The following is a 15,534-nucleotide window of genomic DNA, read 5'->3' on the forward strand; positions in this document are numbered from 1 at the left end:
CGGGCCCGACACACCAAACGGGGAACACGGACGGCCCGGCCGGGTAGCGTCTGCTCCGTGGCCTCCGTAGACCGACCCCGGCGTCCGAAGATCGGGCGCATCCCGATCACCGAACTCGCCCCGACGACGCCGAACGGCTTCCCGGGCAAGGGCTTCGACGGGGAGGTGATCACGTTCGGCGCGACCGTCTTCCGAGAGGGACACGGTGTCATCGGCGCCGACCTCGTCCTCGTCCGGCCCGACGGCGCGACACGCACCGTCCCGCTGACCCTCGTCGCACCCGGGACCGACCGGTACGAAGCGACCGTGCAGGTCGAGGGCGTCGGCGTCTGGGAGTGGCACATCGAGTCCTACGCCGACGACTGGGCGAGCTGGGTGCACGGCGCACGGCTGAAGATCGCCGCCGGCGTCGACACCGACGCGACCCTGCTCGACGGCGCCGCGCTCCTCGAGCGACTCGCCGCCGAGACCGACTCGACCACGGCCGCCCGCGCAGCGGCCCGCCTGCAGGACGAGGACCTCGACCCGGCCGAGCGCCTCGCCGCCGTGGACGACCCCCGTGTCGTCGCCGAGCTCGCCGAGTCGCCGCTCACCTCGCTCCGGACGCGCTCCGCGACGCAGCTGCTCGACGTCGAGCGCACCCGCGCCGGAGTCGGTGCCTGGTACGAGTTCTTCCCCCGCAGCGAGGGCGCCAAGCGCAACCCGGACGGCTCGTGGAAGAGTGGTGACTTCCGCACCGCGGCACGTCGCCTGCCCGCCGTCGCCCGGATGGGCTTCGACGTCGTCTACCTGCCGCCGATCCACCCGATCGGCACGACGGCCCGCAAGGGACCGAACAACACCCTGACCGCCGGCCCCGACGACCCCGGCAGCCCCTGGGCCATCGGTGGCCCCGAGGGCGGCCACGACGCCATCCACCCCGACCTCGGCACCGAGGACGACTTCCGGGACTTCGTCGAGACGGCGAAGAACACCGGGATGGAGGTCGCGCTCGACTTCGCCCTGCAGTGCTCCCCCGACCACCCCTGGGTCACCGAGCACCCGGAGTGGTTCACGGTCCGCGCCGACGGGTCGATCGCCACGGCCGAGAACCCGCCGAAGCGCTACCAGGACATCTACCCCATCCAGTTCGACACCGACCCCGAGGGCCTGGTCGCCGAGGTCCTGCGGGTCCTGCGGCACTGGATCGCGTTCGGTGTCCGGATCTTCCGCGTCGACAACCCGCACACCAAGCCGCTCTGGTTCTGGGAGCGGGTCATCCGCGAGGTCCGCGACGAGCACCCCGACATCGTCTTCCTCGCCGAGGCGTTCACCCGCCCGGCGATGATGCGGGCGCTCGCCGAGACCGGGTTCCAGCAGTCGTACTCGTACTTCACGTGGCGGAACACGAAGGAGGAGATCGAGACCTACTTCGACGAGCTGTCCCACGAGACGAGCGCCTACCTGCGCCCGAACCTCTTCGTGAACACGCCGGACATCCTCACCGAGTTCCTGCAGTACGGCGGTCGCGCCGGGTACAAGGTGCGTGCCGCCCTCGCCGCCACCGGCGCCCCGACCTGGGGCATGTACTCCGGGTACGAGCTCTTCGAGGACGTCGCCCGGCCGGGTTCCGAGGAGAACATCGACAACGAGAAGTACGAGTACAAGCCGCGTGACTTCGCGCTCGCCGAGGCCGAGGGCGCGAGCCTGGCCCCGTACGTGACGATGCTCAACCGCCTCCGGTCGGCGCACCCCGCGCTCCGCCAGCTCCGGAACACCACGATCCACTCCGCCGAGGACGACGCGATCGTCGTGTACTCGAAGCACCTGCCCGGGCAGTACAACCGATCGGGCCGTGACGACACCGTCATCGTCGTGGCGAACGTCGACCCGCACTCCTCGCGGGAGACCACCGTGCACCTCGACCTCACCGCCCTCGGGCTCGAGCCCGGCACCCTGTTCGACGTCCGCGACGTCGTCACCGGTGCCCGCTGGACCTGGGGCTCCGCCAACTACGTGCGCCTGGATGCCTTCCAGGAGCCCGTGCACCTGCTCGTCGTGGAAGGACCGCACCGATGACCGACCCGAACACCACACCCGAGCAGAAGCCGTCCACGTCGGCCCCCGCGGCGGGCACGCCCGGCACCGGCCCCGGCCTGCCCCCGGTCCCGCCGCCGCCGCCCGCGCTCCCCCGCCGGTCGGAGCAGCCCCGGACCGAGCGCGTCGAGCCGAACACCTCGGCACCCGGCGAGGACCTGCCCGGCGCGCCCGCCGCGCAGCCCGAGTCGCCCTCCCGGGACGTCCCGGAGTCGGCGACGCTCGCCGGCGGGCTGACCAGCGACGCGCCTGTCGCTCCGGAGGCGACCCCCGCCTCCCGGACGGAGGTCCCGCCGCAGACCACGACGGCGTCCGCGACGGCCACCGAGCCGGTCCCCGCACCGGTCGACGAGTGGATCCGCCAGCAGGTCGCCGAAGGCCGTTGGTCGCAGCCGCACGACGTCCTCGGCCCGCACCCGGTCGAGGGCGGGACGAGCGTCCGCGTCGTCCGCCACCTGGCCACGGCGGTCCGGATCGTCCGTCCGGACGGCGACGACGTCGAGCTCCGACACGAGGGCGAGGGCGTGTGGGCCGGTGCCACCACCGGCGAGCTCGGCCGCTACCGCGTCGAGGCGGACTACGAAGACGACGCCACCTGGACCACCGACGACGCGTACCGGTTCGCCCCGACGCTCGGCGAGCTCGACCTGCACCTGTTCGGCGAGGGCCGCGACGAGCAGCTCTGGCACCACCTCGGCGCACACGTGCAGACCGTCGACGACGTCGAGGGCGTCGCCTTCGCCGTCTGGGCGCCCCGCGCCACCGCCGTCCGTGTGATCGGCGACTTCGAGGGGTGGGAGGGCCGCACGACCGCGATGCGCCGTCTCAACGACCTCGGCGTCTGGGAACTGTTCTGGCCCGGCGCCCTCGAGGGCCAGCGGTACAAGTTCCAGATCCTCACCGACAGCGGTTGGGTGGAGCGGGCGGACCCGTTCGCCCGCCGCACCGAGGTCCCGCCGCTCACCGCGTCCGTCATCACGAGCGCCCACCACACCTGGTCCGAGGGCGACGACCGGTGGATGGCCGAGCGTGCCGCGTCGACGACCCACGACCGGCCGATGAGCATCTACGAGGTGCACCTCGGCTCGTGGCGCCCCGGCCTGAGCTACCGCGAGGTCGCGGACGACCTCATCGGGCACGTCCAGTACACCGGCTTCACCCACGTGGAGTTCCTGCCCCTCGCCGAGCATCCGTTCGGCGGCTCGTGGGGCTACCAGGTCACCGGGTACTACTCGCCGACCGCGCGCTTCGGCTCCCCCGACGACCTCCGCTACCTCATCGACCGGCTGCACTCGGCCGGCATCGGCGTCATCATGGACTGGGTCCCCGGGCACTTCCCGAAGGACGAGTGGGCGCTGGCGAAGTTCGACGGCTACGCACTGTTCGAGCACCCGGACCCCCGTCGCGGCGAGCAGCTCGACTGGGGCACCTACGTGTTCGACTTCGGGCAGCCGCAGGTGCGGAACTTCCTCGTCGCGAACGCGCTGTACTGGCTGGAGGAGTTCCACATCGACGGCCTCCGCGTCGACGCCGTGGCCTCGATGCTGTACCTCGACTACTCCCGCACCGAGTGGCTGCCGAACATCCACGGCGGCCGCGAGAACCTCGAGGCGATCACACTCCTGCAGGAGACGAACGCCACCGCGTACAAGCGCTACCCCGGCATCGTGATGATCGCCGAGGAGTCGACCTCGTGGCCCGGCGTCACGCAGCCGACGAGCGCAGGCGGGCTCGGGTTCGGCCAGAAGTGGAACATGGGCTGGATGCACGACACGCTCCAGTACGTCGAGCGCGACCCCGCGTACCGCTCCTACCACCACGACGAGATCACGTTCTCGTTCGTCTACGCGTTCAGCGAGCAGTTCACGCTGCCGATCAGCCACGACGAGGTCGTGCACGGCAAGGGCTCGCTCTACGGCAAGATGCCCGGAGACGAGTGGCAGAAGCTCGCGAACGTCCGTGCCTACCTGGCGTTCATGTGGGCGCACCCGGGCAAGCAGCTGCTGTTCATGGGACAGGAGTTCGCGCAGCCCAGCGAGTGGAGCGAGGCGAACGGTCTCGACTGGTGGCTCCTCGACGACCCGGGACACCGCGGTGTCCAGGACCTGGTCGCCGAGCTGAACCGTGTCTACAAGGAGAACCCGGCGTTCTGGACGCACGACGCCACGCAGGACGGCTTCGAGTGGCTCGAGGGCGGCGACGCACCGCACTCCACGCTCGGTTTCCTCCGCAAGGCCGGTGACGAGCGCATCGCCGTGTTCGTCAACTTCTCGGGCGTCCCCGTCGAGCACCGCTTCGGTCTGCCGACCGCGGGGACGTGGAACGAGGTGCTGAACACCGACGCGTCGGCCTACGGCGGCTCCGGTGTCGGCAACCTCGGCGCCGTGCAGGCCGAGGACGTCCCGTGGGCCGGCCGGCCCGCCTCGGCGAACCTCGTGGTGCCGCCGCTCGGCGCGGTCTGGCTGCGCCTGGCGGAGTAGCGCACCGACGCGACGACGGACGGGAGCCCCGGTACCAGCTGGTACCGGGCCTCCCGTCCGTCGTGGGGCCGCTCCGCGGCGGCTGCTCAGTAGAGGGCGTTGGCGAGCCGGCGTCGCGCCGCGACGACGCGCGGGTCCTCGGAGCCGATGAGCTCGAAGTACTCGACCAGACGGACCCGGAGTGCCTCGCGGTCCTCGCCGAAAACGGTGGGCACGAGGTCGAGCAGGCGTCCGAAGGCGTCCTCGACGTGCCCGCCGCTGATGTCGAGGTCGGCGACCGCGAGCTGTGCGGCGACGTCGCGCTGGTCGGCTCCCGCGGCGGCGCGGATCTCGTCCGCGGTCCGTCCGGACAGCCGGTCGAGGAGCGACACCTGCGCCAGCCCGGCGACGGCCATCTGGTCGTGCGGGTCCTGCAGGATCGCGGTCCGGTACTCCGCGATCGCGGCGGCGTAGTCCCAGCGCTCGATCGCGTCGTACGCGGCCTGGTGGTGCGGGGGCAGCGGCTCGGGCTCCGGCTCACCCTGCTCGGCGCCCTCGGGCACGTCCGCAGCGCCGTCGACCTGCACGCGGCCCGCGACGCCGTTCTGCTCGGCGGCCTGGAGCACCTGCTCGAAGACGTCGCGGACCTCGGCCTCCGGCAGTGCACCGACGAACAGTCCGAGCGGACGTCCACCGATGACCGCGGCCACCGTGGGGATCGACTGCGCCTGGAAGGCCTGCACGAGCTGCGGGTTCGTGTCGGCATCGACCTTGGCGAGCACGAAACGGCCGGCGTACTCCTCGGTCAGACGTTCGAGCACCGGGGAGAGCTGCTTGCACGGCCCGCACCACTCGGCCCAGATGTCCACGATGACCGGGACGACCGTCGACAGCTGCACGACGTCCTGGAAGCTCTGGTCCGTGACGTCCATGACCAGCGACGGGACGCTCAGGACGCCGTCGGGCTGTCCCGCACCGGTCGGCGCGGGCGTACCGGCACCGGTGGTCGCGGGGGCGGTCTGCGGCCGCTGTGCGCGGTCGACGAGGGACGAGAGGTCGACCGCTCCGCGCAGGCTGGACGGGGTCGGGGGGACGTTGGTCATTGCACCTCACTAGCTGCGATCAGGCCCTGGGTGAACCCGAGGAGTTCTATCTTGTCGTCCGAGCCCACCGGGGGCACGGAGAAGAGCAGCTGGACGCCGTACGTCGCCCGCACGCCCTTCGTGCTCGAGTCGACGCCCGACAGCGCCTTCACGGCGCCCTCGGTGTTGACCTTCGCCCCGGTGGCCGTCGGCGTGACCTCCTCGACCTCGTCGAGGTCCACGGAGACGAGCGCACCCGCGGTGTTCGTGGCGAGTGCCAGCGGGGTGTCGTCCGGGATCTCCGAGGAGAACGCGATCTCGGCCGTGTCGTCCAGCGACTTCGCCTTCTCGTCCTTGTAGGACTTGCCGATCCGGGTGCGGAGGTCGTCGCCGTCACCCGCGAACAGGTCCGCGGAGGGGCTCTCGGCGTCCTTGGACAGGATGTCCGCGTAGGCCGCCGCCACCTCGTCCGGAGCGAGCGCGAGGAGCTTCGAGTCCGGGGCGAGCTGCGCGGCACCGATCGCGGTGGGGGCCAGCGAGGGCAGCTGCGCATCCGCCTCGAGCGAGACGGCGTACTCCACCTTGTAGTCGGAACGGGCGTCCTGCTGCACGAGCGTCAACGCCTGCGGGGCGGTCTGCTCGTCGGAGCAGTCCGCGGCGACGACTGCGAAGACCGTCCGCGGCCAGGAGTCCGTCTGCTGCGGGAGCGCCACGCAGACGTCGTCCGCCGCGATCGCCGGCAGCGGCTTCGCCTCTGCATCGGCGTCCCGGATCGCGTAGTTGGCCTTCCGGAGCTCCAGGGCCGGTCCGGCGAACCGGGTACCGGCGAGGTCGGCGTCCTTGTCCGCGTCCGCCTGCTCGGCGACGTCGGCGACGCGGGAGACGATCCGCGAGATCTGCTGCTTCGTGGCGGCCGTGGCCGGGGCAGGTGCGGCACCGCCGGTCGCCGTGGCGGTCGGTGTGGGCGTCGCGCCCGCGTCGCCGCCCTGGGGCCAGTACTCGGATGAACAACCGCTCAGCACGAGCGCACCGGCGACGAGCACCGGCACGGCCACGAAGGACCGACGACCGCGTCGGCTCCGTGCCGGGACCTGTGCGCCGGCAGCGGCGGCACGACGGGAGGCACGGACACGCGGCGGTCGTCCGCCCCCGCTCCGACGACGCGGACCACGGGACCGACGCTGGTGCAGGAACGCCCAGACCAGCAGGACGACCCCACCGAGGACGAACAACCCGCCGACGGTCAGGAGCGGACCGACGGACGGTGTCGCGGTGTCGCGGGGCCACGTGACGGAGACGTCCGACGGGGCCGGCGCCGACCCGTCGGAGGCGACCACGAGGGACACGTCCGCGGGCAGCCGCACGGTGAACTGCCGGGCGTCGTCGTACTCCTGGTACCAGAGGTCGCTGCCCCGCGGGTCCGGCACCTCCGTCGCGGTCCCGGTGGTGCGCGCCGTGAGCTTGCCCGCTGCGGCGTCGTAGCGCAGGGTCGTGTGTGCGGCGTCGCCGACCCAGGCGTCGACGTCCGACGTCCTGCCGTAGGCCGCGAACACCTTCCCCGTGCCGGAGACGCTGATGCGCTGGTAGCCGGGGTTGGCGTTGAGCACGCTCCCCGGGATCACGGTCACCGGGGCGGACGTCGTACCGCTGGTCGCGGCGACGATCGAGGACGGGGGCGCGAACACCGTGCGCTGCCCGACGCCGAGACCGACGAGGAGCACCCCGATGACGAAACTGACGATCGCCAGGACGAACCGCACGGACTCTCTCCCTCCGCGCCGGGGTGGGGTGGACGGCGCGCGAAACAACGGTCCAGGGTACCCAGGACAGCTGTGAGGCGCATCCCCCGGGCCTGGTCCACGCCTCCAGGGGCCGACCTGGACGCACCACTACACTCGGGGTCCGGACCGCACGGGGTGGTCCGGGACGACCGCAGGGAGCGACGCGTGGCGAACGACGAGGCAGAGTTCGGGACCGAACTGCGGGGGTACCGCAAGGACGAGGTCGACCGTGCTCTGAACGACCTCCGCCGCGAGCTCATCAAGTCGAACACCGACCGGGCCGAGGCGGCGAAGGAGATCCGCCTGCTGCAGTCCCGCGTCTCCGACCTGCAGGGCGAACTGGACGAGGCCGGCACGCCGACGTACAGCGGCCTCGGTACCCGCCTGGAGTCGACGCTCCGCGTGGCCGAGGAACAGTCGACGCGGCTCATCAGCCAGGCCGACATCGACGCCCAGCGGCTCCGTGCCACCAGCCGGACCGAAGCGGAGCGCGTCCTGCGCGAAGCACGCGACGAGGCGCACGACACGCTCGAGGACGCGCGGACCCGGGCGACGAACGAGCTCTCCCGCGCCCGGGCCGAATCGGCCGACACGGTGGAGCGGGCGCGTGCCGAAGCCGGGATCCTCGTGCAGGACGCCCGGAACGAGGCCGCCGCCGTCCGCGGGGCCGCCGTGACCGAAGCAGCCGAGGTGCGGTCGGTCGCGATCCGCGAGACGAACGCGCTCCGCGCCCAGGTCGAGCACGAGGTCGCCGAACTCCGTGAGGTCGCGCAGCGGGAGTCGGCAGCCGCCCGCCGTGCCGCCGCCGACCTCGAGCGCGAGACGGAGCACCGTCGCAGCGTCTTCGAAGCCGACCAGACCCGCCGACTCGAGGACCTCGACCGCGAGGAGAGCACCCGCCGCGAAGCCCTCGACCGCACCCTCACCGAGGCGCGCACGGCCTGGGAGCGCGAACACGGCGCAGCCCGACAGGCCCTGGACCTCGAGGTCGAGAGCGCGCGCGCGGAGCTCGCCGCCGAGGTCGACCGCCGCCGCGCTGAACTCGCAGCCGAGGTCGACGACCGCCGCCGACAGCTCGACGAGGACCTCGCCGCCGCCCGGGCCACGTGGGAACGCGAACTCGCCGGGGCGCGGACCGCGCTCGAGCAGGAGATCGAGGCCGCGCACGCGCAGCTCCGTGTCGACACCGAGCAGACCGCCGCCGAGAACGCCCGCCGCGTCCAGGAGACCACGGAACGAATCGAGCGCGAGACGGCCGACCACCTCGACCGCATCCAGCGGGAGCGCGAGGCCGCCGAAGCCGCAGCGAAGCGGGCTGCACGGGAGCACGAGAACGAACTCGCCGCACGGCGGGAGCGCGAGCACGCCGAGGTCGACACCGAGATCGCCGATCGACGGAGCGCCGAGCTCGACGCCCTGTTCGCCGAGCGGACCGCCCTGCGACAGGAGATCGACACGGCACGCGCCGCCCTCGCGCAGGAGCGCGACGAAGCCCGGGCGACCGTCGAACGCGAACGGGAGGACGCTCGGGCCGCCCTCGAGACGGAGTTGGCCGCTCGACGGGACGACGCCGAGCAGGAGTACCTGGAACGCCACCGCGCCACCGTGACCGAGACGCAGAAGTACCTCGATGAGGCGAACCTGCAGCTCGCCGAGGCGACGCGTCGCGCCGCCGCCGCCCGGGAGATCGCCGACCGCCTCGAGCGGGAGGCCGCCGACGTCGCACGACAGCAGGAGTCCGACGCCCGGGAACGAGCCGCGGACCTCGTCCGCGACGCTCAGGAACGTGCGCACCGACTCGTGGCCGACGCCGAGGAGCGGACGGCGCTCCTGCTGGCCGAGGCCGAGGACCGTCTCGGCGCCATCCGCACCGAGCGGGAGGCCGTGGCCGGCTACCTGGAGAACCTGCGGGGCGTGCTCACGCACGCGGCAGGCGTCATCGAGGAGCAGGGCGCCGCTCGTCCCGCCACGGTCGGCGCGGACGACGCGGACCAGGCCCGGCTCGAGACGGACGGCAACGCGGCGCACTGACCCGGTCGTTCGGGGCCGGCGCTGGTCGGGCTAGGCCTGCGTCGGCCAGTGCGTGGGCAGCGGAGCGCTGCCCGGCACGACGAGGTCCGCGACGGCGTCGAGGACGACCCGCACGTACTTCTCCCCCACCCACAGGTGCTTCGCGCCGGCGACGGGCACGACCCGGACGTCCGGTGCGACGGCGAACCGGCGGACCGCATCGTCCGGCACGAGGAAGTCGTCGTGCTCGGGGACGAGGGCGACCACCGGCACGCCCACGCCCGACCACCGGGCGAGCTCCTCGTCCGTGGTCCGGTGCAGCGGTGGCGACAGCAGGACGACCCCGGCGACGTTCCCGGCCTCGACGTGCTCGAGGGCGTGCTTCAGGATGACCTCCGTCCCGAAGGACCACCCGACGAGCCACGGCGTCGGCAGGCCCCGCGCGACGACCTCGTCGACGGCGGCCCGGAGGTCGAAGCCCTCGGACACCCCGTCGCCGAAGACACCCTCGGACGTCCCGCGCGGTGAGGTGACGGAGCGGAAGTTGAACCGCAGGACGGCCAGGTCGGCCAGCGCGGGGAGCCGGGCCGCGGCCTTCTTCAGGACGTGCGAGTCCATGAAGCCCTGCGCGGTGGGCAGCGGGTGCAACGTGACGAGTGTTCCCCGTGCCGGTCGGTCGAGCGGCTCGGCCAACTCCCCCACCAGCGTCAGGTGGTCGTCGGTGACGAGCTCCACGTCCGTCCGCCGAGCAGGCAGCACGGTGCCGGAACGGATCTCCTCGCCGGGCGCGACCGGCTCGCGGGCGTGTCGCTCGGGGTGTCCGGTCGTCATGCGATGCTCCAGCAGTGGTGGTGCCAATGACGGCGCGCAGCGAGGTCGGCGGCGTCGCCGAGCACCCCGTCCGCACGCCACACGACGACGTGCGCGGTCCCGGGTTCGATCGTCAGGCCGCAGCCCGGACAGAGGTACTCCTTCTGCGCCGATGCTGCCGAGATCGGTTGTACCGACCACTCGCGGCCACGACGGACTTCGGTCCGGCGCCAGCCGCCCGTCAGTCGCTCGAGTCCGGCGCCCTCAGGGACGTCATCGTGGCCACGACCACGCGGGCGACGCGGCCGGTTGCTCCGCGGCACCGCGATCGCCGATCAGTACCAGTTGTACGAGACGCTGTGCGCCCAGGCGCCGCAGGGCGTGCCGTAGACACCGGTGATGTAGTTGAGTCCCCAGGTGATCTGCGTGGCGGGGTTCGTCTGCCAGTCGGCACCGGCGGAGGCCATCTTGCTGCCCGGGAGGGACTGCGGGATGCCGTACGCACCGCTCGGGTTGTAGGCGTTCACCCGCCAGCCGGACTCCTTGTTCCAGAGCGAGACCAGGCAGCTGTACTGGTCGTTGCCCCACCCGCGGGCGGCGACCATCTGCTGCGCGATCGCCTGGGCGCTACCAGGGTCCGGCGTCGCTGCGGTGGCGGCCAGGGGCGTGCTCGCGGCGGGCTGCGCTGCGGTGGCGTCGTCCTCAGTCGACGCGGTGTCGCTCGACGCACTGTCGGTCCCCGCGGGCGTGGCGGTCGGAGTCGGCGTGGGAGTCGGCTTGGGCGCGGGCTTGACGACGTCGAACCCGTCGCGGGCCGCGTCGAAGTCCCCGTACGTGCCGTGCGCCGAGAACTGCTGGGGCGTCGAGATCGGAGCCGGGGCGAGCACGGGCGCGGCCGTGGCGGCGTCGGTCTGCATCGGGTTGAACAGCGATCCACCGACGAAGGCCGACACGGCGAGGAACGACATCGCCGGGATCGCCGAACGCTGCCGCACGAACCCGTTGAAGGACCGCGGGGTCGACGGCTTCGACGGAGCGACGGACCGCGCGCGGGACCGGCGGACGATCCGGGCGGCGGGAGCGGTCACGACAGCTGCGGCCCGCGTGGCCTCGGCGTCGGAGACGCGGTTCGCTGCGACGGACACCGGCGCGATGACGGGAGCGACGGGCTGCTCCTGCTGGGCCGGGGTGGGACGGACGACCGAGGTCTCCGCCGTGCGCGTTCGGTTCTTCGCCGCTCGTCGCTCGCTGACGATCGCGTGATCGTGCAGTTCGCGGTTCGCGCGGTCGGATCGAGTGTCTGCCGTGTGCCTGCCCATGAGTCCGACCAGGATAACGGAACGATCACGGAAAGCGAAGCACCTGGGGACGGCGATTCGGCAGGCGCCGATGCGGCCCGCTGCGCCGGTCCGTCAGCGCACGGCGAGCATGACCTCGACGACGGCGTCGAGGAGGGCGTCGACCTGGGCTTCGCGGTACCCGCCGTGCTTCGGACGGAACACGATCGATCGGACCTCGGTCAGGCTCAGCGGCTTGCCGTCCTTGAAGTAGCCGTGCAGCCGGCGCGAGAACGCGTCGACGTCCTTCGGGTGGTAGCCGGTCGTCAGGACGCTCACGCGCTGGAACCGCTGCCCGTCGGGTCGGCCGAGTCGTGCGACCACGTCGGACGCCTTGCTCCGAGCCTCCGCGTACCAGGCCTTCTGGCCGACGTCGGCGATCTCCCGCTCACGCTCACGTGCGGCGAACGCGTCCTCGAGACGTTCCAGCGCGGCGTCGACGTGTTGCGTCGAGTAGCCGCCCTTCTTCATCGAGAAGGCGGTCGCGCGGATCTTCGCCGCCTCGATCCCGGGGGCGCTGTCGTTCGCGGTGTAGGCACGCCGAGCGTCCTCGAGGAAACGCTCGACCTCGTCGGCGTCGTAGCCGAGGACCGAGCGGGGGGCAGTCGGGAACGTCGAAGGCACGGCGCCATTGTGCCAGTCCTGTGTCGGAGCACTTCCTGGACGCGCGGGGACAGCGTGCGCGGAGCCCCGTCCGGGGTGTGGTCAGCGCACGATGACGAGGTACATCAGGTACGCGATGGCCGCCGACGGCAGGATGCTGTCGATCCGGTCGAGCAGCCCGCCGTGGCCCGGCAGGAACGAAGAGATGTCCTTGATCCCGAGGTCGCGCTTGATCATCGACTCGGTGAGGTCCCCGAGCGTGGCCGATCCGGAGATGAGCACCCCGAGGATGATCCCGGTCCACCAGGGCAGTCCGAGCATCAGCCACGTGACGAGGATGCCGACGAGGATGCTCGCCGCGACCGATCCCCCGAAGCCCTCCCACGTCTTCTTCGGGCTGATGCGCGGCGCCATCGGGTGCTTGCCGAGGTTGATGCCCGTCGCGTACGCCCCGGTGTCCACCGCGACGACCACGAGGATGAACGCGATCACCCAGCGTTCGCCGTGGTCCTGCGCGGACAGGAGCACCACGCAGGCACCGAGCAGCGTCACGTACGCCTGGACGAACAACCCGTTCGTGAGGTCGCGGACGACGTTCTGCGCCGACGGCTTCGTGCGGGCGAAGGCGACCTCCACGAGGCGCCACACCGAGATGACGACGACGCCGCCGAGCAGCGTCGACAGCGCCCAGTCCTGCCCGCCGAGGAAGGCGGCCGGGACGGTCGCGACCGCGACCGCGACGCTCGGGATCCTCGGGACGTCACGACCCGCGAACCGCATCGCGCTCGCGAGCTCGTAGACGCCGACGCCGAGCAGGAACGCGGCGACGAGCATGAACACCGGTTTGAAGACCAGGAGCGACGCGAGCATGACCACCGCGAACGCGAGTGCGATCGCGATCGCCGCCGGCAGGTTCCGCCCGGTGCGGGCGGTCAGTGCTTCGTTGCGCACACCGAATTCGGCACGACGTTGCCGGATCTGCGCCTCGAAGTCGCTCCGGGCCGCCCTCGCCCGCGCGTCGAAGTCCTGTCGGAACCCCGTCATGCGGCGGTCATCTGATGTGGGGCGGTCGTCGCCCTGGTCCGGACGGCGCATCAGACCTCGAGGAGTTCGGCTTCCTTCTTCTTCAGCGCCTCGTCGATCTGGTCGACGTGCTTCTTCGTCAGCGCGTCGAGCTCCTTGTCGCTGCGGGCGATGTCGTCGTCGGACACCTCGCCCTTCAGCGCGTCGAGGTCGTCCTTGGCCTTGCGGCGGATGTTGCGGAGGACGACCTTGTGGTCCTCGCCCTTCCCCTTGACGATCTTCACGAACTCCTTGCGGCGCTCGGCCGAGAGCTCGGGGATCGTCACGCGGACGATCTCGCCGTCGTTCGTCGGGCTGGCCCCGAGGTTCGGGAAGGTCGCGATCGCACGCTCGATCTCCTTGAGCGCCGACTTGTCGTACGGCGTCACGATGAGGGTGCGGGCCTCCGGCGTCTGGAGGGACGCGAGCTGCGCGAGCGGGGTCGGCGAACCGTAGTACTCGACCGGGATCTTCTGGAAGAGCGCGGCGTTGATGCGGCCGGTGCGGACGGTGGCGAAGTCGTCCCTCGCGACGTCGACGGCCTTCGCCATCTTCTCGGTCGCCTCGGTCATGACGTCACTGATCACGGTGGTTCTCCTTCGGTACGGGTCGAGTCTAGTCAGTCGGCGGTCGGGACCCGGTCAGTTGCTGACGACGGTCCCGATGCGCTCGCCCTGGATCGCGGCGCGGACGTTGCCCTCGCCCTCCATGCCGAACACGTGCATCGGCATGCCGTTGTCCATGCAGAGCGAGAACGCGGTGGCGTCGACGACCTTGAGCCCCTTGAGGAGTGCGTCCTGGTAGGTGACGTGGTGCAGCTTCTCGGCGGTCGGGTCCTTCTTCGGGTCGGCGGAGTACACGCCGTCGACGCCGTTCTTGGCGACGAGCACCTCGTCCGCACCGATCTCGAGCGCACGCTGCGCGGCGACGGTGTCGGTCGAGAAGTAGGGCAGGCCGGCGCCCGCACCGAAGATGACGACGCGGCCCTTCTCGAGGTGCCGCTCGGCGCGACGCGGGATGTACTGCTCGGCGACCTGGGTCATGCTGATCGCCGACTGCACACGGGTGGCGGCGCCGGCCTGCTCGAGGAAGTCCTGGAGGGCGAGGGCGTTCATGACGGTACCGAGCATGCCCATGTAGTCCGCGCGGCCCCGGTCCATGCCGCGCTGCGACAGCTCGGCACCGCGGAAGAAGTTCCCCCCACCGACGACCACGGCCACCTCGACCTCGCGAGCGGCGTTCGCGATCTCCTTCGCGATGGAGCTGATGACGTCGGGGTTCACGCCCAGGGAACCGGCGCCGAACGCCTCTCCCGAGAGCTTCAGCAGGACCCGTCGGCGTCCGGTCTTCTCGTCGGTCATGTGTCAAGCACCCTTCGTCGTGGTCTCGTGGAAATGTACTCGGTGCGCCGGGGCGCACGACAACGGGGCCAGGAACCGGTTGGTTCCTGGCCCCGTCATGGGTTCGTTACGCGCCGACCTTGACGCGGGCGAAGCCCTGGATCGTGATGCCGGCGTTCTCGGCGGCCTTCGCGACGGAGATCTTGTTGTCCTTCGCGTAGTCCTGGTCGAGGAGCGAGATGCCCTTGATGAAGGCGTTGACGCGACCCTCGACGATCTTCGGGAGGGCGGCCTCGGGCTTGCCCTCCTCGCGCGTGATCGCCTCGACGGTGGCGCGCTCCTTCTCGATCGCGTCGGCCGGGACCTCGTCGCGCGTGAGGTACGACGGGTTCGCGAACGCGACGTGCTGCGCGATGGAACGGGCCTCGGCGGCGTTGTCACCCTCGTAGGCGACGACGACGGCGATCTGCGGCGGCAGGTCCTGGCTCGTCTTGTGCAGGTAGATCTCGAAGGCCGAGCCCTCGACACGGCGGACCGTGCGGACCTCGAGCTTCTCGCCGAGCGCCGCTGCGCTCTCGTTGACGACCTCGAGGACGGTCTTGCCGTCGAGCGGGGCCGCGTTCGCCGAGGCGACGTCGGTGGCACCGGCAGCGGCGACCGCACCGAGCACCTTGTCGGCGAGGGTCGTGAACTTCTCGTTCTTCGCGACGAAGTCGGTCTCGCTGGCGAGCTCGACGACGGTGGCGGCACCGTTGTCGGCCGATGCGACGACGACGCCTTCCGAGGTCGCACGGTCGTCGCGCTTGGCGACGGCCTTCGCGCCCTTGATGCGGAGCAGTTCGACGGCCTTGTCGTAGTCGCCGTCAGCCTCGACGAGGGCGTTCTTGGCGTCCATCATGCCGGCGCCGAGGTCCTCGCGGAGCTTCTTCACGTCAGCAGCGGTGAAGTTTGCCATTGCCTGGAGTCCTTTCTGG

The 15,534-nt window shown here is 71.5% G+C and carries 13 protein-coding genes; 3 read left to right on the plus strand and 10 right to left on the minus strand.

The annotated features are described in order from the left end of the window. Nucleotides 1-57 precede the first annotated feature (57 nt). Both DEJ32_RS12250 and glgB read left to right on the plus strand, forming a co-directional pair. Nucleotides 58-2,058, plus strand: coding sequence for an alpha-1,4-glucan--maltose-1-phosphate maltosyltransferase (locus DEJ32_RS12250; protein WP_110890922.1), 2,001 nt, complete (start codon nt 58-60; stop codon nt 2,056-2,058). Then, nucleotides 2,055-4,556 carry a 1,4-alpha-glucan branching protein GlgB gene (gene glgB, locus DEJ32_RS12255; RefSeq protein ID WP_258367550.1) on the plus strand — a complete coding sequence of 834 codons (2,502 nt, stop codon included), beginning with the start codon at nt 2,055-2,057 and terminating at the stop codon, nt 4,554-4,556. Before DEJ32_RS12250 ends, glgB begins: the two co-directional genes overlap by 4 nt. A gap of 86 nt (nt 4,557-4,642) precedes the next feature. Here the strand turns inward: glgB and DEJ32_RS12260 are convergent, their stop codons facing one another. Then, a complete protein-coding gene (locus tag DEJ32_RS12260; RefSeq protein ID WP_110901482.1) occupies nt 4,643-5,638 on the minus strand; it encodes a tetratricopeptide repeat protein in 996 nt (331 codons plus the stop codon). Next, complete coding sequence (locus DEJ32_RS12265) at nt 5,635-7,377, minus strand: hypothetical protein (protein ID WP_110825182.1); 1,743 nt, start codon at nt 7,375-7,377, stop codon at nt 5,635-5,637. The genes DEJ32_RS12260 and DEJ32_RS12265 overlap by 4 nt, the downstream gene beginning before the upstream one ends. 186 nt (nt 7,378-7,563) lie before the next feature. On the opposite strand from DEJ32_RS12265, the gene DEJ32_RS12270 reads away from it, so the two are divergent. Continuing rightward, nucleotides 7,564-9,429: a hypothetical protein gene (locus DEJ32_RS12270; RefSeq protein WP_181420668.1), complete on the plus strand. Its 1,866-nt coding sequence runs from the start codon at nt 7,564-7,566 to the stop codon at nt 9,427-9,429. A gap of 30 nt (nt 9,430-9,459) precedes the next feature. Here DEJ32_RS12270 and DEJ32_RS12275 read toward each other — a convergent pair whose 3' ends face one another. The 8 genes from DEJ32_RS12275 to tsf all read right to left on the minus strand — a co-directional run bounded on the left by DEJ32_RS12275 (nt 9,460) and on the right by tsf (nt 15,515). Then, entirely contained in the window at nt 9,460-10,239 is a 780-nt protein-coding gene (locus tag DEJ32_RS12275) for an alpha/beta hydrolase (protein WP_110901483.1), read from the minus strand. Then, nucleotides 10,236-10,541 (minus strand): hypothetical protein, encoded by a 306-nt coding sequence (locus DEJ32_RS16535; protein ID WP_181419523.1) that lies wholly within the window; start codon nt 10,539-10,541, stop codon nt 10,236-10,238. The genes DEJ32_RS12275 and DEJ32_RS16535 overlap by 4 nt, the downstream gene beginning before the upstream one ends. 12 nt (nt 10,542-10,553) lie before the next feature. Continuing rightward, a complete protein-coding gene (locus DEJ32_RS12285; protein ID WP_110901484.1) occupies nt 10,554-11,537 on the minus strand; it encodes a transglycosylase SLT domain-containing protein in 984 nt (327 codons plus the stop codon). Nucleotides 11,538-11,630: 93 nt separating this feature from the next. Continuing rightward, on the minus strand, nt 11,631-12,179 hold the full coding sequence (locus tag DEJ32_RS12290; protein WP_110825185.1) for a DivIVA domain-containing protein: 549 nt from the start codon (nt 12,177-12,179) through the stop codon (nt 11,631-11,633). Between the two features lie 81 nt (nt 12,180-12,260). Then, a complete protein-coding gene (locus DEJ32_RS12295) occupies nt 12,261-13,202 on the minus strand; it encodes a phosphatidate cytidylyltransferase (RefSeq protein WP_110825186.1) in 942 nt (313 codons plus the stop codon). Between the two features lie 50 nt (nt 13,203-13,252). Continuing rightward, nucleotides 13,253-13,807 (minus strand): ribosome recycling factor, encoded by a 555-nt coding sequence (frr, locus tag DEJ32_RS12300; protein WP_110825187.1) that lies wholly within the window; start codon nt 13,805-13,807, stop codon nt 13,253-13,255. Nucleotides 13,808-13,861: 54 nt separating this feature from the next. Further along, complete coding sequence (gene pyrH, locus DEJ32_RS12305; RefSeq protein WP_110825188.1) at nt 13,862-14,581, minus strand: UMP kinase; 720 nt, start codon at nt 14,579-14,581, stop codon at nt 13,862-13,864. Nucleotides 14,582-14,687: 106 nt separating this feature from the next. Then, a complete protein-coding gene (gene tsf, locus DEJ32_RS12310; RefSeq protein WP_110825189.1) occupies nt 14,688-15,515 on the minus strand; it encodes a translation elongation factor Ts in 828 nt (275 codons plus the stop codon). Nucleotides 15,516-15,534 lie beyond the last annotated feature (19 nt).

Origin of the sequence: Curtobacterium sp. MCPF17_046, assembly GCF_003224295.1 — a bacterium.
Lineage (GTDB): Bacteria > Actinomycetota > Actinomycetes > Actinomycetales > Microbacteriaceae > Curtobacterium.

Bases quoted from the DNA above. Each gene is read 5' to 3' on its own strand.
- DEJ32_RS12285 (WP_110901484.1), bottom strand. From the start codon at position 11,537: ATGGGCAGGCACACGGCAGACACTCGATCCGACCGCGCGAACCGCGAA.
- DEJ32_RS12275 (WP_110901483.1), bottom strand. From the start codon at position 10,239: ATGACGACCGGACACCCCGAGCGACACGCCCGCGAGCCGGTCGCGCCC.
- DEJ32_RS12295 (WP_110825186.1), bottom strand. From the start codon at position 13,202: ATGACGGGGTTCCGACAGGACTTCGACGCGCGGGCGAGGGCGGCCCGG.
- DEJ32_RS12260 (WP_110901482.1), bottom strand. From the start codon at position 5,638: ATGACCAACGTCCCCCCGACCCCGTCCAGCCTGCGCGGAGCGGTCGAC.
- glgB (WP_258367550.1), top strand. From the start codon at position 2,055: ATGACCGACCCGAACACCACACCCGAGCAGAAGCCGTCCACGTCGGCC.
- tsf (WP_110825189.1), bottom strand. From the start codon at position 15,515: ATGGCAAACTTCACCGCTGCTGACGTGAAGAAGCTCCGCGAGGACCTC.
- pyrH (WP_110825188.1), bottom strand. From the start codon at position 14,581: ATGACCGACGAGAAGACCGGACGCCGACGGGTCCTGCTGAAGCTCTCG.